Raw genomic sequence first — 15,130 nt, forward strand, 5'->3', positions numbered from 1 at the left:
CGATACTACCACAACGTTATTACTCCCGACGTGTTATGCCACGTGGTAACAGATGTACGACTGCATTCTCGTCCCGACCGACGGTTCGCCGGAGGGCGAGCGCGCGCTCGAGTACGCCTTCGAGCTCGCCCGAACTCACGACGCGACGGTGAAGGCGATCTACGTTGCCAACGTCGCCAGCTACGGCGGACTGCCGATGGAGACCGCCTGGGAAGGCATCGGGGAGGCGCTGCGCTCGGAGGGTCAGGGCGCACTCGCGCGGGTCGAGGAGCTCGCACCTCCGGACGTCGAGGTCGAGACGGATATCCTCGAGGGATCGCCGAGCCAGGTGATCGTCCGGGAGGCGACGCCCGAAAGCTGCGATCTGGTAGTCATGGGAACCCACGGTCGCGGCGGGATCGACCGACTGCTGCTGGGCAGCGTCACCGAACGGGTCGTCAGACAGTCGCCCGTCCCGGTGTTGACGGTTAGGCTGGGCGAGGACGAACCGGTTCCGAACTCCGAGCGCCAGGCCGAAACGGCCGAGGGAGAAACGCCGGAACCCTCGGACGTTTAGCGCGGCCGGAGGTGCTCGCAGTCGCCGGCCGAGACCGTCTCCCGGCCGTCGTCGGTCTCGACGACGAGCGCCCCGCTATCGGTGACGTCGACGGCTTCGCCGATCAGTTCGTCGCTCGCTCGCTCGACCCGGACGCGCTGACCGAGCGTCAGCGCCAGCTCGCGCCAGGCCGGGACGACCGCCTCGAGATCGGTCCGGAGGCGGCCGAACTCCTCGAGCAGGCGCTGGACGAACGCGCGTCGGTCGACGTCGCCAGCCTCCGCACGGATCGACGTCGCCTCCCGAGGGAGGTCGTCGGCGTCGATGTTGACGTTGACACCGATTCCGGGGATGATCCACTCGATTCGATCGGTCTCTCCTTCCATCTCCGTGAGGATCCCCGCGAGCTTGCGGTACCCCCCGTCGTTGTCGACGGGAACGACGACGTCGTTGGGCCACTTGATCCGGGCGTCGACGCCGGCCTCTCGAGCCGCCCGCGTCGTCGCGACCGCCGCCGCGAGCGTGTACAGGGACGCGCGAGTCGGGGCGACCTCGGGCCGGAGGACGATGCTCAACCAGACGCCCCCCGACGGGGCGGTCCACTCGCGTTTCAGCCGACCTCGGCTCCCGGTTTGTTCGTCCGCGAGGACGCCGACGTCGCTCGCGCCCTCGGTCGCCAGTTCGCGGGCGCGGTCGTTGGTGCTCCCGATCGCGTCGTGATACTCGATCGAAAAGGGCGCCTCGAGCCCGTACTCGATCGCGGGAGCGTTGTAGGCCGCGACGTCGGTTAACTCGTAGCCCGTCGACCCGCCCTCGATCTCGAAGCCGGCCTCGCGCAGCGCGTCGATCTGCTTCCAGACGGCCGCCCGGGAGATGTCGAGGTCCTCGGCGAGGTCGGGGCCCGACACGGGCCCGTCGCCGATCGCCTCGAGGATCGCTCGTCGCGTCTCGTTCATACCGGGGAAGGAACGGGACCGCACTTGAATCGGCTGGATCGGCTCTCGAACGGTTCGCGGTTCGATCCTCTCTCGCCGTGACCGGTCGTTTGGCCGTCCGATCCGGAGGTTTTTGTCGCTCGCTCTCGGAACGTCGACTGAGTGGGGTGTGCTAGCACGACCCATGAAAATTGGCACACGTTGTACGACTTGCGGGAGGCGACCCGACGAGGGCGAGATCACAACCTGCGAGACGTGCGGGCGCGGAGTTCATGACCTCTGCGAGGAGTACGAGACAACCTTCGAGTGTCAGTACTGCGGCGACGAGCCGTGGATCGACGCGGTCGAGTTCTGAGCCGGGCGGCGACGGCGCGACGGGCGAGCCGCTCGGCGCCCGCGAAACCGGGAACTCCGGCGGTGCCGAGTTTTAGCTCCGCAGCTCGCGGAGCTTCTCGCGGCCCGGCGCGATCAGCTCGTCGAGGTAGGCCGCGAGGGTGCCCTTCGCGTCGGCCGGATGGAGTTCGCCGGACTCGAGGTCCGCGGCCAGACTTTCGTACTCCTCGTAGGTCAGGTCGCCGCCGTACTTCTCGGGGCGTTCGACGACGACCTCGTCGAAGCGCGGGAAGACGTGGTACTCGAACAGCTCGAGGACGGGGTTCTCGAGGTCGCCCTCCGGATCCCGTGTGGGCGGACAGAACGCCGAGTTGACCTTCTCCTCGAGTTCGTCGGTCGAGTCCTCCATCGAGATCGTGACGCCCTCGCTCGAGGACATCTTCCCCTCGCCGCTGGTGAGGTCGGCGACGATCGGGGTGTGGAGGCAGGGCCGGGCCTCGTAGCCGAGGTCCGGAATCTCCTCGCGGTGGAGCATGTGAACCTTGCGCTGATCCAGGCCCCCGACCGCGAGGTCGAGATCGAGGTACTCGATGTCGAGCGCCTGCATCAGCGGGTAGACGAGGTGGCTCACCTTCGCCGTCTCGCCCGACTGGAGTTCGGCCATCGCGCGCTGGGCGCGGTTCATCGTCGTCGAGAGCTCGAGTTCGTGGAGGTCGAGGGTGTACTCCTCGTCGAGCTGGAACTCGGAGCCGTAGACGAACTCGGTGTTCGACTCGTCGAGGCCGTAGGCGGTAAACTGCGCCTGCATCTGCGCTGCGGTCTCGCGGATCTCCTCGAAGCTGCCCTTCCCGTTGAGGTAGGCGTGAACGTCCGCGAGCAGGACGACGACCTCCATGCCGGCGTCCTGGAGGTCGATCAGCTTGTTGGCCGTCAGCAGGTGTCCCAGGTGTAACACGCCGGAGGGCTCGTAGCCGACGTAGACGCGCTTGCCCTCGGGCTCGGTCGCGAGCTCGCGCACCTCCTCGTCGGTAACGACTTCCTCGGCGTTTCGCGTGATCAGCTCGTAGGCGTCCATCTCTACCTCATCGCACCCGGCGAACGGTTTTATAATAACCGACCCGCGACTGCGACGAGCCCGAATCAGCCGCCGGCGTTCGTCACCGTCGTCGTCCCGTCCTGTCGGACCCGGAACTGGTAGCCCTCGTAGGTGAACTCGAGGGCGGCGTCGGCCGTCGCCCGCGGCGGCGAGGAGAAGAGATCCGCGAGCAGTTCGCTGACCGTGTAGTAGATCGGCGACAGATCCGTCACCTCCCGGTCCTCGAGCTCCGCCACGAGTTCGGCGACTTGCGTCGCTGGCGTCTCCCGGTCGGTGTCGAGCGTGCGCCTCGTAATGACATCTCCGTTGTCCGTCGCGTTCATCTGAGTGTGCGTAGTACCGACCGGAGTTTCCCTAACCGTTCTACCGGCGTATGCACGCATCGTTCGCCCGCTTGCGATTCCGTCGAGAGCGGTGACTGCGGCCACTGCCTGCCGAACATTGATATCGATTTCGACGCATTGCTCGATCACATGGGTTATCGAGAGGATGCTATTAATGCCGCTCGGCGAACTATCTACCCGCAGATCCACTACCTTCTACGGGGCACCTTCGGCGGGTACGCCGTCACGCACACGACGTCCGACGAGTACGTGCTGACCGCCCAGTGTTCCGAGGAGGAGATCGAGGCGCTGCTGGACGACCTGGGCTTCTCGCGCAATCCGATCTCCGCGGTGAAGGTCCGGATGGACGGCAACACCGCCGAGGGGTCGTGGGTGTGGCGGCCGTCACCGCTGGCGTCGTACCAGCTCCACGTCATCCTCCACGAACTCGAGAACGCCGAGGGAGTCGACATCTACGCCCACTGGGAGTGTTCCTGGATCCGCCACCCCTACAGACACTACGTCGCCCGCGGCTACGACGCGGAGAAGGGCGTCGAGCTAACTCGACGCTGGTTGATCGACGACGACGGCGAGACTCTTCGAGGAGAGGACTGCGACATCCGCTACGAGGTCGACGGCTCGTTCAGTCGACGGGCAAGCGAGTACTTCTCGCTGTCGTACTACCGCGTCAAGGAGCTCACCGCCTCTATCAAATCCCGAGTGCCGCTCGTCGACGGCGACGACGACCACATAATCGAAACCGAGAACGGTCGCGACGCCGTCTCGCCGCGGATCACCGACCGCTTCTAGAGCTCGCCGTCCCGGATCCGTCGCTCGGCCGTCTCGAGCGCCGCCTCCCGGTCGAACGACTCGACGATCGTCCGGAGTTCGGCCTCCTTCGCTCCCGCCAGATCCCGCGCGTGAGCGGTTACGTTCGGCACCGCGCGAATGATGTTGTCGACGATCGGGACCTCCGCGACCTGGGGCGACCGAGAGAGCGGGTTGAGGTCGATCACGATCTCGGTCTTGCCCATCGCTTCGAGGGCCTCCGCGCGGTCGCCGTCCTCGAGCGGGACGACCACGACGTCGGCCGCGTGGATGCCGTCGGCGTCGACCTTCGCGCGCTGGTGGTCGAGGTTCGGGATCCGGGCGTCGGCCTCGAGTCCCTTCACGTCCTCGGCGCCGTGCTCGCGGAGATGGTCGGCGATCGCCTCGATCCGCTCGGGCGTGCGGTTGAACAGGTTGACCTCGAGGCCGGCGCCGACAGCGTCGGCCAGCTCGACCATCTCGCCGGGCACCAGCGCGGCGACGTTGCCGTTGATCGAGAGCACCGGTCGCTCCGCGAGCAGCAGGTGGGCCGCAGCGGCCCGTTCGGCCTCGTCGGCGCTGGGAATCGTCTCCTCCCCGAGCAGGTAGTCGAAGGCGCTGCCCCGCCCCTCGGCGTGCATCCCCTGCAGGTGGGTGATCCCCTTCTCGACACCATTCTCGATCCGATGGCGGGTAAGCAGGTCCTGGTATCTGGGGTGGTCCTCCGGGATCTCCTCCTCGTGTTCGACGTCGGCGGAGACGGTGTCGTAGTCGGTCATGATCGATCCCTCGAGACCGTCGATGAAAAGCCGACCGATCCCTACTTCAGCACCGCACCCGAGGGGTGGGTCCGGCAGACGGACGGCTCGTACCCGACGTCGGAGAGCCCGGTCCCGAGCGCGAAGACCGTCTCGCCGAGCATCGCCATCGACGCCTGCCCGCCGGATTCGGTCACCTCCTCGATAGTCGACTCGAGCGTCGGGGTCAGCAGTTCGGCCTCGCAGGCGAACCGACGAGAGGCGTCCATGAAACACTCGAGGGTGGGCTCCTCGACGAGCCGCGACAGCGCTGCCTCGCCCGCCCGCGAGAGCTTCGCCGTCTCGCCAGCGAGCACGTCGGCCGTCGAGAGCTCGCCGAACGCGACGTACTCGATCCGTGCCCGCGCGGGAACCGCGTCGAGTTCGTTGACCGCGGGGCCGCCCGGCTCGAGCCGGATCGGGATCCCGCCCTGGGCCTGCGCGACGACGTCGCCCAGGCCCGTTCCGGCCTCGACCTCCGCGGCGTGGGCGATCGCGACCAGCTCGTTTCGCGAGCGCCGCCGCTCGAAGACCTGGTTCGCCGCGAACGCCGTGCCGAGCGCCATCGCCCCCGAGACGCCGAAGCCGGCCCCCAGCGGGAGGTCGGACTCGGCCTCGACTCGGGCCGGCACCTCGAGCGCCTCGAGGACCGTCCGTACCGGGTCGATCTCGATCGGTTCGCCCTCGAGGACGACCGTCGTCTCGGTCGCGGGCTCGACGGTCACCTCGACGCCGTCGGTCAGCGTCAGTCCACCCCCCCGTGAGCCGGCCTTCGTCGGGTCCTCGTCCGGATGGGCGCTGAAGAATCCGGTTACGTGGCCCGGCACGAACGCCGTCGCCTCCTCGCGCATCACCACCCGGTTGTCACTCGCCCGGTATAACGTTACAGGTTCGACGGCGCCGGCTCAGGACACTTCATGGTCCCGGCTTTTCCGTTCGGAGTGTCAAGGAACGCGCAATGAGCGAACAGTCCTCGCCACGGCCCGTCCGTCGGGTGGCCAGCAGTGACAGCGAGCGTCCTCTTTCCGAGGACGGGTGGGGCTGAGCGATGGCGACGAACACGGAACCCAGCGGTTTCGGCGGTTTCTTTCAACAGTACACGAAGACCTGGATGCACGCCGTCGCGACCGCCGGACTTACCGCGTTCGGACTCCTCTCGTTCGTCCACCGCGGGTTCGTCCTCCTGGCGCTTGCCTGCTATATCGTCCCGCCGATCGTCCTCTACATCACGCGACGCGGCGACGACGCAGCCGGGAGCTCGATGTCGCCGACCGACGCGGCGCTCGCGGAGCAGAGCGAGTCGAACGGAAACGAGCGAAACGGAGACGAGCGGATCGAATCCGAGGACCGGTCCGCCCCGGAGTCAGGTGCCGACTCCCTCGGTCCGCCGCCGGCCGAGCCGGACGCTCGAGCCGAGTCCCCAAGCGGGGACGAACGGGAGTCGCTCGAGGAGTCGCCAACGGCTGACCGCGAACCAGAAATCGAAGCCGAAGCGGGATCGGACCCATCGAGCGAGCCGACAGCCGATGCCGAACCGTCGACCGAATCGACGGGTGCAGCCGCGTCGGAATCCGGGCGAGACGAACCGAGCGACGAGGCCGAGCCGGCGACTGAGGACGCCGCGCCGACATCTGAACCGCGTGACGAGAGCGAACCGGAGCCCGAACCCGAGTGGCGGCCCGCGGACGCACCCACCGACGCGACCCTGCTCGACGCCGCGGTCGCGGGCTCGAGCGCCGTCGCCGTCGGCGAGGGCGGCGTTGTCACGATGACGGACGGCGAGGAGTGGTCCATTACCCTCGAGGACGGCCCCGCTGCACAGGGCCAGACCCTTCACGGCGTCGACGCGACTGCGGACGGTGCCGTCGCCTGGGTCGCCGGCGACGGGGGCGCCGTCGGCCGGCTCGAGCTCGACTCGGGTCGCCACACCGACTTCTCGGCGCCCGGCGACCGCACCGACAACCTCGCGGGGATCGCGGTCGCGGGCGCTGCGGGCGACGAGACAGTCCTTCTGATCAACGGCTCGGGCGAGGTACTGGGCGGTCGGTACCGCGACGGCGACTGCAGCTGGGACGAGCCCCTGCAGCCAGGAAGCGGCTCGAGCCTGAGCGACGCGATCCTCGTCGACTCGTCGATCGGCTACTGCTGTGACACGAACGACGGCGTCTTCGCGACCGAGGACGGCGGCGAAAGCTTCGAACCGATCGGGATCGACGACGCCGACGGCACCCCGACCGGGTTGGCCGCGGGGGAAGACGGAACCTGTTTCCTCTGTACCGACGCCGGCGTCGTCCACCGCTACGACGGCTCGCGGTGGACCCCCGAACGGGTCTGCGAGGAGACGCTGTCGGGGATCGCTCGAGTCGGGGATCGCCTCGCCGTCTGTACCGCCGACGGAGCGATCCACGAGCGCGACGGCCCGACGGCCGACTGGGAGCGAGCCGACGCCGACGCGACGGCGGGACTCGAGGCGATCGCACTCGGCGACGAGTTGGGCGTCGCCGTCGGCGGCGAGGGGACGGTGGTCGAGCGGCGATGAGTGCCGTCCGAGGGCGTATCGAGGACGAACGAAGACGACGGTTGCAGCCGGACGATCGACTACGACCGAGTATGAGGTGGATCTAACGTGCCGACCGGAGGAATCGCACTCGCCGCGGACTTCGCGCTGTTGATCGCCGCGGCAACGCTACTGAGCTATATCGCTCGACTGACGGGACAGCCGACGATCGTCGCCTACATCATGACCGGCGTCGTCGTCGGTCCGATCGGGCTCGGGATTGTCGCTGAGGACCAGCTGATCGAGGTGATGGCCGAACTCGGGCTGGGCTTCCTGCTGTTCCTGCTCGGGATCGAGATGCGCTTCGACGACATCAAGGAAATCATGCGCCCCGTCGGGGCGATCGCCGTCGGGCAGGCGATCCTGCAGGCGATCGCCTCGACGAGCGTCGCGCTCCTGCTCGGCTTTACGCTGTTTCAGTCGCTGATGATCGCGCTGGCGACGACGTTCGGCGCGACGCCGATCATCGTCAAGGTGCTCGGCGATAAGGACGACCTGAAGACGCTGTACGGCAAGACCGACATCGGCATCCTGATCTTCCAGGACATCTACCTGGTGATGGCGCTGGCGATCCTGGCCGTCGGCACCGTCGACAACGTTACCGAGGTCGCCTTCAACATCGGCCAGGTGCTGTTCCTGATGGGCGTCATCGGCGTCGTTGCTTACCTCGCGAGCAAGTACTTCCTGCCCGCGCTGTTGCGGGCCAGCGCGGCGAACAAGAGCACGCTCTTTACCGTCGGAATCGCCTGGGCGTTCCTCTTTATCTTCACCGCTGAAATGCTCGACCTCTCCGTCGAGATCGGCGCGTTCCTCGCGGGGCTCGCGCTCGCACAGCTACCCTACAGTACGGAGCTCAAAGAGCGGATGCGGCCCGCGACGAACTTCTTCATCGCGGTCTTCTTCGCGAGCATCGCCCTCCAGATGGAGGTCGACCAGCTGCTCGCCTACTGGCAGGAGGCGCTGATCGCGAGCGTCGCCCTGATCGTCATCAACTTCTTCATCGTCTTCGGGCTGTTCTACAGCCAGAACTTCGACATGGAGACCTCCTTCCTGGGAACGATCTCGATGCTGCAGGTCAGCGAGTTCTCGGTCGTGCTCGGTGCCCTCGCCGTCGAGGAAGGATTCATCGAGGAGGGGCTGCTCGGCTTCTTCAGCCTGATGGCGCTCGTCACGATGCCGATCTCGACGTACTACGTCCGGTACAACCGCGAGATCTACGCGTACGTCAAACCGTACCTCGAGCGCTTCGAGCGGGACGATCCCATTCAGGCCGAGCCGGTCGAGTACGAGAACCACGCCGTCGTCGTCGGCTACAACCGACTCTCGAACGAACTCATGAACGTACTGGACGAACACGTCGAGGAGATCGTCGTCGTCGAGGACCGGGCCGAACACGTCGAGGAGCTCAAGGAGGCCGACCACGGCTTCATCTTCGGCAACGCCAGACACGGCGAGATCCGCCAGGAGGCGAACCTCTCGGGCGCGGAGGTCCTGATCACCGTCGCCGACCGGGTCGACGTCAACGAGCGCCTCGTCGAGGAGTCCCCGGAGACGCTTTCGATCGTGAGAGCCAACACCGAGCTCGAAGCCACGCGGCTCACCGAGGCCGGGGCGGACTACGTGGTCATGGAGCGCGGGCTCGTGGGCGAGGAGCTGGCGGACCTGCTCGGGACGCTCGACGACCGCGAGGCGTTCGAAGACCGCCTCGCGGAGCTCAACGCCCGGGCCCGCAGCGAGCCGAGGCGGACGGACGAACCCGCCAGCACCGGAGGTGGGACCGATGTATGAGATCCTGTTCGCGCTGACACTGATCTTCGGCGTCGCGGCACTGCTGTTGCTCGTCGCCGCCCAGCGGGATCTCCCGGTGCTTCCGTTCTACCTGCTGGCGGGCGTTCTCATCGGATTCGCGATCGACGAGAGCGCGCTGCTCGATCTGGCCCAGTGGGGGATCGCCTTCCTCGTGTTCCTCTTCGGCACCCACGTCGACCTCGAGGCGTTTCGCTCGACCGGGCGAACGAGCGTCGCCATCGGCATCGTGCAGGCGGGCGCCGTCGGCGGTCTGGCCGTCGGCGGCGCGCTCGCGTTCGGCGTCGATCCGCTGAACGCCGTCTACTTCGGCGTCGCGGCGGCGCTGAGTTCGTCCCTGGTTGCGACCAGCTACCTCGATACGGATGAAGGGGTCCGGCCGACCCACGCACAGGTCGCCGAGTCGATCCACTTCACGGAGGACCTGCTCGGCGTTCTGGTCGTGTTGGGTCTGAGCGCGTTCGTCTACGCGGCCGAACCGGCACCCACCCAGCTCGCGGTCGGCGCGGGGCTGTTCGCGCTCGCACTCGGCGTGCGATACCTCGCCTTCCACCGCATCACGAGCAGGCTTCAGGGAGATTCGGAGGTGATGATGCTGTTCGGCATCACGCTCGCAATCGGCTTCATCGCGCTCGCCGAGGCCGCGAACCTCTCGATTATCGTCGGCGCGTTCGCCGCCGGGATCGCCGTCGCCGACGACTACCCCCACTCGCTCGAGCTGGTCGACACGATCGACGACCTCGAGGACTTCTTCACGCCGATCTTCTTCGTCACCGTCGGCGCCCTGCTGGCGATCCCGACCGTCGAGACGGTCGGCTACACGGTCGCCCTCGTTCTCGCGGTACTGGTCCTCAATCCGTTGATCGTCGGCATCCTCCTGCTCCGCGGGGGATTCGACGGGCGCACGGCCGTCCTGACGGGACTGACGCTCGACCAGGTCAGCGTCTTCAGCCTCTTTATCGGGATCGAGGCTCTCATCGCCGAGACGATCGCACGGCCGCTGTTCGACGCGATCGTGCTCTCGGCGGCGATCACGTGGCTCGCGGCGACGTACACGGCCCGCAACGCCGAGGAGATCAACCGCTGGCTCCGCGAGCGCGGAGTCGTCCGGGCCGTCGGCAAGCCGATCGGCGAGAAAACGAACGTCGACGAGGGTCTCGCGGACCACGTCATCGTTACCGACTTCGAACACGGCGGCGAGCACGTCCTCGAGGCCTGCTCGGAGCTCGACCGATCGGTCGTCGTCGTCGAGGACAACCCGACGCGATTCGACGACGTCCGCGAGCTCGTCGACAACTACGTCTACGGCGACGTGTTGAACGACCGAACCTGGGAGGTTGCCCGACTCGAGGAGGCGGCGCTCGTCGTCTCCCTCTCGCCCGAACTCGCCCGCGCCGAGGCGATCGCCGACCTCGAGACCGACACGCCGCGGGTCGTCCGGATCGATTCGGCCGACGACGCCGAGGCGTTCCTCGAACGCGAGGCGACCGGCGTCGTCTATCCCGAAGCGATCACGGCCGAGCGGGTCGGCGACGACCTCGAGGCGCTGCTCACCGACGAAATCTCTCACGAGGAGTTCCTCGGGCGCAGCCGCACGTTCTTCGAGGACCCGCCGTACCCGGATCAGGAATCGTAGCGTACCGTTTGCACATTGGGAGTCGTCTTGACGTCCAGGTGTTCGGACGCCACGGCGCCGGTCCGGCGGCTGCGTTCCTGTATGGACTCCGCGAGAAACACGATCCCTCCGAGCCAGCGTTTCTCGCCGATCAGTTTGGTTATCGGACTGTCCCCGTCGGGTTAGGATCGAACGGTCGAGTGGACTATATCGAACAAACCTCGTCGAAACGTGGTTTCAGACGCTCGAAATCCGACTCGAGCGTTTTCGTCACTCGTAGGTGGGCGCCAAAACGTCGGTACGCTCTGATAGACAAACGACGGAGCACCGTGCAGACGGTGCTCAGCCGAGAGTTGATGCCGACAGAACGGTCGGAGAACCCAGTTTAGGCAGACGATCCACTACACGGTGTTCCACGCCTAATCTGTCTCAGTTGTGTTTGAGCGACTCGTGAGGAGAGAAGACGTACCTGTCGTTGCTTCCACTTGTACGCTGATAGAGCCGATACCAGACGTGCGGGGTGCGGAGAAGGTTACCTGTTGGGCTCTCCGGTGTGCGATGTCGATTCCGCGGTGGAAAAACGAGGTGGTGCACGTTCGGGGTTTAGTTCGCTCATACTCTCTGCCCGTAGTTCGTCGGAGTCGTACTCTCCGTTCAAGAGTGCCCCAAGGCTGTCGGCGAGCTGGTCGGCTGCGAGGAGGTCCGGGACGATGACGTAGGTGGCCCCTCGCTCGATGAGGTCGGCGGCCATCGGCAACTCCCGAGTTCGGACGATGACGTCGACGGTATCGGAAAACGACAGGAAGTGCTCTGTGAGGGGTTTCGAGTCGGCCGTGGAGATAACCAGCCGTGCCGCCTCGAGGTTGGATGCGTCCGCCGTTTCCGGCTCGATCGCGTCGGCGTACACGTAGGCGTCGCACTCGGTCCGAAGATCGGACAGCGCCTGCGGATTGTTCTCGATCACGACGTACGGCTGGTCGACCTCCTCGCAGAACTCGACGAGCCGTCGGCCGTGCCGGCCGTACCCAACGATGACGACGTGGTCGGACAGGTCCTCTGGGACGGAGTTCCAGTCGTCGACATCGTGATGCGGCCGACCGAGCCAGCCGCGACTGGCCATGATCTCGTAGATCTCCTCGTCGTACGTGTGCGTTAGATTCGACAGGATCATCGACACTGCTGCCGCGAGGATGATCGCTTCGAACACCGGCTCGATCAGGAATCCGAGGACGAGCGCCTCGATGGCCACGATAACTCCGAACTCACCAACGTGGTCCAGATTGAGCCCCGTAATCGTCGCCGATCGCCTGTCGTACCCGTTATATACGAGCAGGACGCCGATGACGAGCGGCTTGATAACGACGGTCAGAACAACGAGCCCGAGAGCGATCGTTGCAACGGGTACGAAGGGAGCAAGGGCAGCCGATGGATCGGCCACTACCGCGGTCAGCGGGGGGAGTGTGACCAAGGCACCAACGGTAGCGAAGAAGATCGCGACGAAGAACTCCTGGATCGAGTTCAACCCGTTGAACACCTCCGAGTACTCGACTGGGTTATCTCTAATTGCCAGTCCGGCGGCGAACGCGCCGACGACGATCGAGGTTTCGAGGAACTCCGCCGCAGCGAGGAAGGCGATCAACAGCGCGACGATGCTTATGAGCATCGCCTCGTCGGACCCGCCGGCGAGGCGATCCATGATACCGAACAGGTACCGGTTGATGACGATTGCCGTGCCGAGGAGTATGACGCCGTAGCCGAGCTGTGTCGCGATCGGATCCAGTGCGAAGACACCGGCGCTAACAATGAGTAACAGCACCACTGCCAGAAAGTCGTTGATAGAATCGATCTCGCTCGAGAGATAGTCGTGGACGACGTCGGACTGTGGTTCGGTAAACAGTGCGGTACCAACGATCATCGACGAGAGCGCAGCCGCGATCCCAACGAAAAGCGCCTGTTCGATCGTTACCGGGTCTACGAGTCCCCTGCCCGGAAGGATCCCGGACTCCAGTGCGATGCCGACCGCGAGCGCGAAGGCGACGCCGAGCACGCCGAGGACGAGCGCCTGAACGATCGCGACGACTTCGGTATCCGAGATGACTGTACGGACGTGTTTCGTCTGAATCTGTACACTGAATGTGAAGACGAGGAACGCGATTCCGAGCCGGGCGAGCTCGAGCATCAGTTCCTCGTCGATGAGGCCAAGCTGTCCAACGATCAGCCCCGCCAGGATAAGTGAGGGGATGACTGACAGCTGTAACCCCTTTGCGATCAACAGGAGAGGCCCGGCAACGACGAAGAGGATCGCCATCGCGGTAAGCAGTGTGACGTCAGTCATCGTCACCACCTACTCGATCCGTAATGTCGGGAAACAGCTGCCCGCTTCGTAACAGCTCCATGTCTGTAGCAATCTCTCGGTCGAAGGTTGATCTGTTCTCGAAGTACGACTCGAGGTATTCGACGAACTGTGCGACGCCGAGCTGCGGGGCCAGAACGACGTACTCGGCGCCAGAATCGTACAATTGTTCCGCCTCCTCCTCGGTCGCGGCTTCGACGAACACCGTCGCCTCCTCTGTCGTCTCTCTGAGCAAGGTCTCGTTGATCTCCATCTGATCCGACGACGAGAACACGAAGTCGGCGTACTTCACAGCGGCGTCCTTGCGAATCTTCTCGTACTGGACGTCGCCGAACAGGACATCGTACCCCGCGTCTTCGATCGCTTCGACGTGCTCGACGTTTCGGTCGATGACTATTATCTGGTCGTACTGGTCGTCGAGGATCCGCAACGCCCTGCGTGCAATCTCGTCGTAACCGATGACAACGACGTGGTTTCGATACTCCGTATCAGCTGGCTGGACGGGATCAGCTTGTTCCCATCGCGAGAGATACGGTTCCACTCGTTCGAACAGCTGTCGGTTGTACTGGATGAAGTACACCGACACGCTCATCGTCATCAGCGCGACGAGAGTGATGAAACCAAGCTCCGCCTGGCCGATAAACGGCGGTTCGCTCTCGACCGCAGCGACGGCGACGACGATTCCGAACTCGCTGACCTGGATCATCCCGATGCTGCCGAGGAACGTCGTCTCGAGATCGAACCGCTGCCAGTTGAGAAGCGTGAAAAACACGATGAATTTGACGACCATCAATCCGACCGCGACGACGACCGCTTCCTGCCAGTAAGCGAGGAGATCGCTGGCTTCGAAGTCGAGGGCGACGGAGACGAAAAACACCATCACGAACAGGTCCGTCAACGGGTTGACTCGGCCCTGGAGATCCTTGCTGTAGGGCAGCTGGGCGATCGCCAGTCCGGCGAGGAACGCCCCCATCTCGATGGAGAGGTACGCGTCGATCCCGATCGGTGACAGGATGAGGTTGATCTGGTCGGAGACGAGGACGAACAGAAAGAGCCACGAGATAGCGACGAGAAAGAGCAGCCTCGTATCGTCGGCGATTCGTCTAAAGAGCGACGGGAGTACGTATCTGGATGCAGCGATCGCCGCGACGGTCGTGATCGTGACGAGCACCATCACGATTCCGAGCGTTACCGCGACGTCGGCGAGACGTTCGGGCCGGCCTGCTGCCAGCACCGCGAGAATAATGACGACGACGATGTCCTGGGCGAGGAGTACGCCGACGTCGATCTTGCCGTGCAGCGACGTCGCCTCGCCCTTGTCGTTGAGCATTTTGATCACTACGGCCGTCGAACTGTACACCACCGCCAGCCCGATGATCACCGCCTCCTCGAAGGAAAACGGGAGAAGGACTGCAAAACCGAACCCAGCAGCTCCGACCGCGATCATCTGCGGAATCGAGATCTTGACGATCGGCGCGATGAGATGACGGATATCGCCGATTCGCATCTTGATACCGAGCAAAAACAACAGAAATGCGAGACCGAGTTCGGCCATCGTGTCCGTGATGATGCTCGGCTCCACGAGTCCGAGTCCGACCGGACCGATCACGACGCCGGTGAGAATATATCCGATGATCGTCGGCTGTCCCAATCGAACCGCAAGAACCCCGACGAGTGCAGCAGCGACGAGAATAATAGCCACGTCACTCGCGAGGCCGACGTCGACCATCTCTTATTTCACCACTACCCCTGCTTTCCTTGAAGGACTGAAAAGTCCACGGCATGATCCACCAAGGACAAAGACGGCGACGGTTGGTGTTTACCGTACGGAACGGCACCGGTCGGTCGGCTGGATACGTCACCACTCAGAAGACTCGGATCCTCGTGCGTTTCGGAATCGCTACAGAGGACGCCGATCCGGCGAGTTCGATCCCTTTTACAGTCGCGAAGCTGGCCGCGCTGCTTATCGATAA

At 65.0% G+C, this 15,130-nt stretch carries 12 protein-coding genes and 1 pseudogene; 6 read left to right on the forward strand and 7 right to left on the reverse strand.

The genetic code is table 11. The features are described 5' to 3' along the window. The first annotated feature begins 52 nt into the window (after positions 1-52). Positions 53-556: a universal stress protein gene (locus tag ACFEMD_RS03830; RefSeq protein WP_394739561.1), complete on the forward strand. Its 504-nt coding sequence runs from the start codon at positions 53-55 to the stop codon at positions 554-556. Here the strand turns inward: ACFEMD_RS03830 and ACFEMD_RS03835 are convergent. The 3 genes from ACFEMD_RS03835 to ACFEMD_RS03845 form a co-directional block, all read right to left on the reverse strand. Next, positions 553-1,491: a biotin--[acetyl-CoA-carboxylase] ligase gene (locus ACFEMD_RS03835; protein ID WP_394739562.1), complete on the reverse strand. Its 939-nt coding sequence runs from the start codon at positions 1,489-1,491 to the stop codon at positions 553-555. The genes ACFEMD_RS03830 and ACFEMD_RS03835 overlap by 4 nt on opposite strands. Before the next feature lie 406 nt (positions 1,492-1,897). Then, on the reverse strand, positions 1,898-2,878 hold the full coding sequence (locus ACFEMD_RS03840) for a tyrosine--tRNA ligase (protein WP_394739563.1): 981 nt from the start codon (positions 2,876-2,878) through the stop codon (positions 1,898-1,900). Positions 2,879-2,943: 65 nt separating this feature from the next. Next, on the reverse strand, positions 2,944-3,222 hold the full coding sequence (locus ACFEMD_RS03845; RefSeq protein ID WP_394739564.1) for a HalOD1 output domain-containing protein: 279 nt from the start codon (positions 3,220-3,222) through the stop codon (positions 2,944-2,946). A 150-nt stretch (positions 3,223-3,372) separates the two neighbouring features. Here ACFEMD_RS03845 and ACFEMD_RS03850 point away from each other — a divergent pair, with 150 nt between their 5' ends. Beyond that, positions 3,373-4,032, forward strand: a complete 660-nt coding sequence (locus tag ACFEMD_RS03850; RefSeq protein WP_394739565.1) for a hypothetical protein — start codon at positions 3,373-3,375, stop codon at positions 4,030-4,032. Here ACFEMD_RS03850 and ACFEMD_RS03855 read toward each other — a convergent pair. Together ACFEMD_RS03855 and ACFEMD_RS03860 are read right to left on the reverse strand one after the other, a co-directional pair. Next, positions 4,029-4,808 (reverse strand): 4-phosphopantoate--beta-alanine ligase, encoded by a 780-nt coding sequence (locus tag ACFEMD_RS03855; RefSeq protein ID WP_394739566.1) that lies wholly within the window; start codon positions 4,806-4,808, stop codon positions 4,029-4,031. The two genes, ACFEMD_RS03850 and ACFEMD_RS03855, sit on opposite strands and share 4 nt — an antisense overlap. A 41-nt stretch (positions 4,809-4,849) precedes the next feature. After that, positions 4,850-5,677, reverse strand: a complete 828-nt coding sequence (locus tag ACFEMD_RS03860; RefSeq protein ID WP_394739567.1) for a pantoate kinase — start codon at positions 5,675-5,677, stop codon at positions 4,850-4,852. Between the two features lie 197 nt (positions 5,678-5,874). On the opposite strand from ACFEMD_RS03860, the gene ACFEMD_RS03865 reads away from it, so the two are divergent. The 4 genes and pseudogenes from ACFEMD_RS03865 to ACFEMD_RS03880 form a co-directional block, all read left to right on the forward strand. Further along, entirely contained in the window at positions 5,875-7,365 is a 1,491-nt protein-coding gene (locus ACFEMD_RS03865; RefSeq protein ID WP_394739568.1) for a WD40/YVTN/BNR-like repeat-containing protein, read from the forward strand. Positions 7,366-7,452: 87 nt separating this feature from the next. Next, complete coding sequence (locus ACFEMD_RS03870; RefSeq protein WP_394739569.1) at positions 7,453-9,171, forward strand: cation:proton antiporter domain-containing protein; 1,719 nt, start codon at positions 7,453-7,455, stop codon at positions 9,169-9,171. Then, entirely contained in the window at positions 9,164-10,825 is a 1,662-nt protein-coding gene (locus ACFEMD_RS03875) for a cation:proton antiporter domain-containing protein (RefSeq protein ID WP_394739570.1), read from the forward strand. Before ACFEMD_RS03870 ends, ACFEMD_RS03875 begins: the two co-directional genes overlap by 8 nt. A 26-nt stretch (positions 10,826-10,851) precedes the next feature. Continuing rightward, positions 10,852-11,081: pseudogene (locus ACFEMD_RS03880) on the forward strand (IS6 family transposase); the annotation flags it as partial. 255 nt (positions 11,082-11,336) lie between these two features. Here the strand turns inward: ACFEMD_RS03880 and ACFEMD_RS03885 are convergent. Both ACFEMD_RS03885 and ACFEMD_RS03890 read right to left on the reverse strand, forming a co-directional pair. Then, the gene (locus ACFEMD_RS03885) at positions 11,337-13,139 is read right to left on the reverse strand and encodes a cation:proton antiporter domain-containing protein (protein ID WP_394739571.1); all 1,803 of its coding nucleotides are present in this window, start codon (positions 13,137-13,139) and stop codon (positions 11,337-11,339) included. Continuing rightward, on the reverse strand, positions 13,132-14,886 hold the full coding sequence (locus tag ACFEMD_RS03890; RefSeq protein WP_394739572.1) for a cation:proton antiporter domain-containing protein: 1,755 nt from the start codon (positions 14,884-14,886) through the stop codon (positions 13,132-13,134). Before ACFEMD_RS03890 ends, ACFEMD_RS03885 begins: the two co-directional genes overlap by 8 nt. Positions 14,887-15,130: the final 244 nt, after the last annotated feature.

The organism is Natronococcus roseus, assembly GCF_043677095.1.
Taxonomy (GTDB): domain Archaea; phylum Halobacteriota; class Halobacteria; order Halobacteriales; family Natrialbaceae; genus Natronococcus; species Natronococcus roseus.

Excerpts from the sequence above, each read along its gene's own strand:
- ACFEMD_RS03850 (WP_394739565.1), top strand. The coding sequence starts at position 3,373 with ATGGGTTATCGAGAGGATGCTATTAATGCCGCTCGGCGAACTATCTAC.
- ACFEMD_RS03830 (WP_394739561.1), top strand. The coding sequence starts at position 53 with ATGTACGACTGCATTCTCGTCCCGACCGACGGTTCGCCGGAGGGCGAG.
- ACFEMD_RS03885 (WP_394739571.1), bottom strand. The coding sequence starts at position 13,139 with ATGACTGACGTCACACTGCTTACCGCGATGGCGATCCTCTTCGTCGTT.
- ACFEMD_RS03865 (WP_394739568.1), top strand. The coding sequence starts at position 5,875 with ATGGCGACGAACACGGAACCCAGCGGTTTCGGCGGTTTCTTTCAACAG.
- ACFEMD_RS03890 (WP_394739572.1), bottom strand. The coding sequence starts at position 14,886 with ATGGTCGACGTCGGCCTCGCGAGTGACGTGGCTATTATTCTCGTCGCT.
- ACFEMD_RS03855 (WP_394739566.1), bottom strand. The coding sequence starts at position 4,808 with ATGACCGACTACGACACCGTCTCCGCCGACGTCGAACACGAGGAGGAG.
- ACFEMD_RS03835 (WP_394739562.1), bottom strand. The coding sequence starts at position 1,491 with ATGAACGAGACGCGACGAGCGATCCTCGAGGCGATCGGCGACGGGCCC.
- ACFEMD_RS03875 (WP_394739570.1), top strand. The coding sequence starts at position 9,164 with ATGTATGAGATCCTGTTCGCGCTGACACTGATCTTCGGCGTCGCGGCA.
- ACFEMD_RS03845 (WP_394739564.1), bottom strand. The coding sequence starts at position 3,222 with ATGAACGCGACGGACAACGGAGATGTCATTACGAGGCGCACGCTCGAC.
- ACFEMD_RS03860 (WP_394739567.1), bottom strand. The coding sequence starts at position 5,677 with ATGCGCGAGGAGGCGACGGCGTTCGTGCCGGGCCACGTAACCGGATTC.
- ACFEMD_RS03840 (WP_394739563.1), bottom strand. The coding sequence starts at position 2,878 with ATGGACGCCTACGAGCTGATCACGCGAAACGCCGAGGAAGTCGTTACC.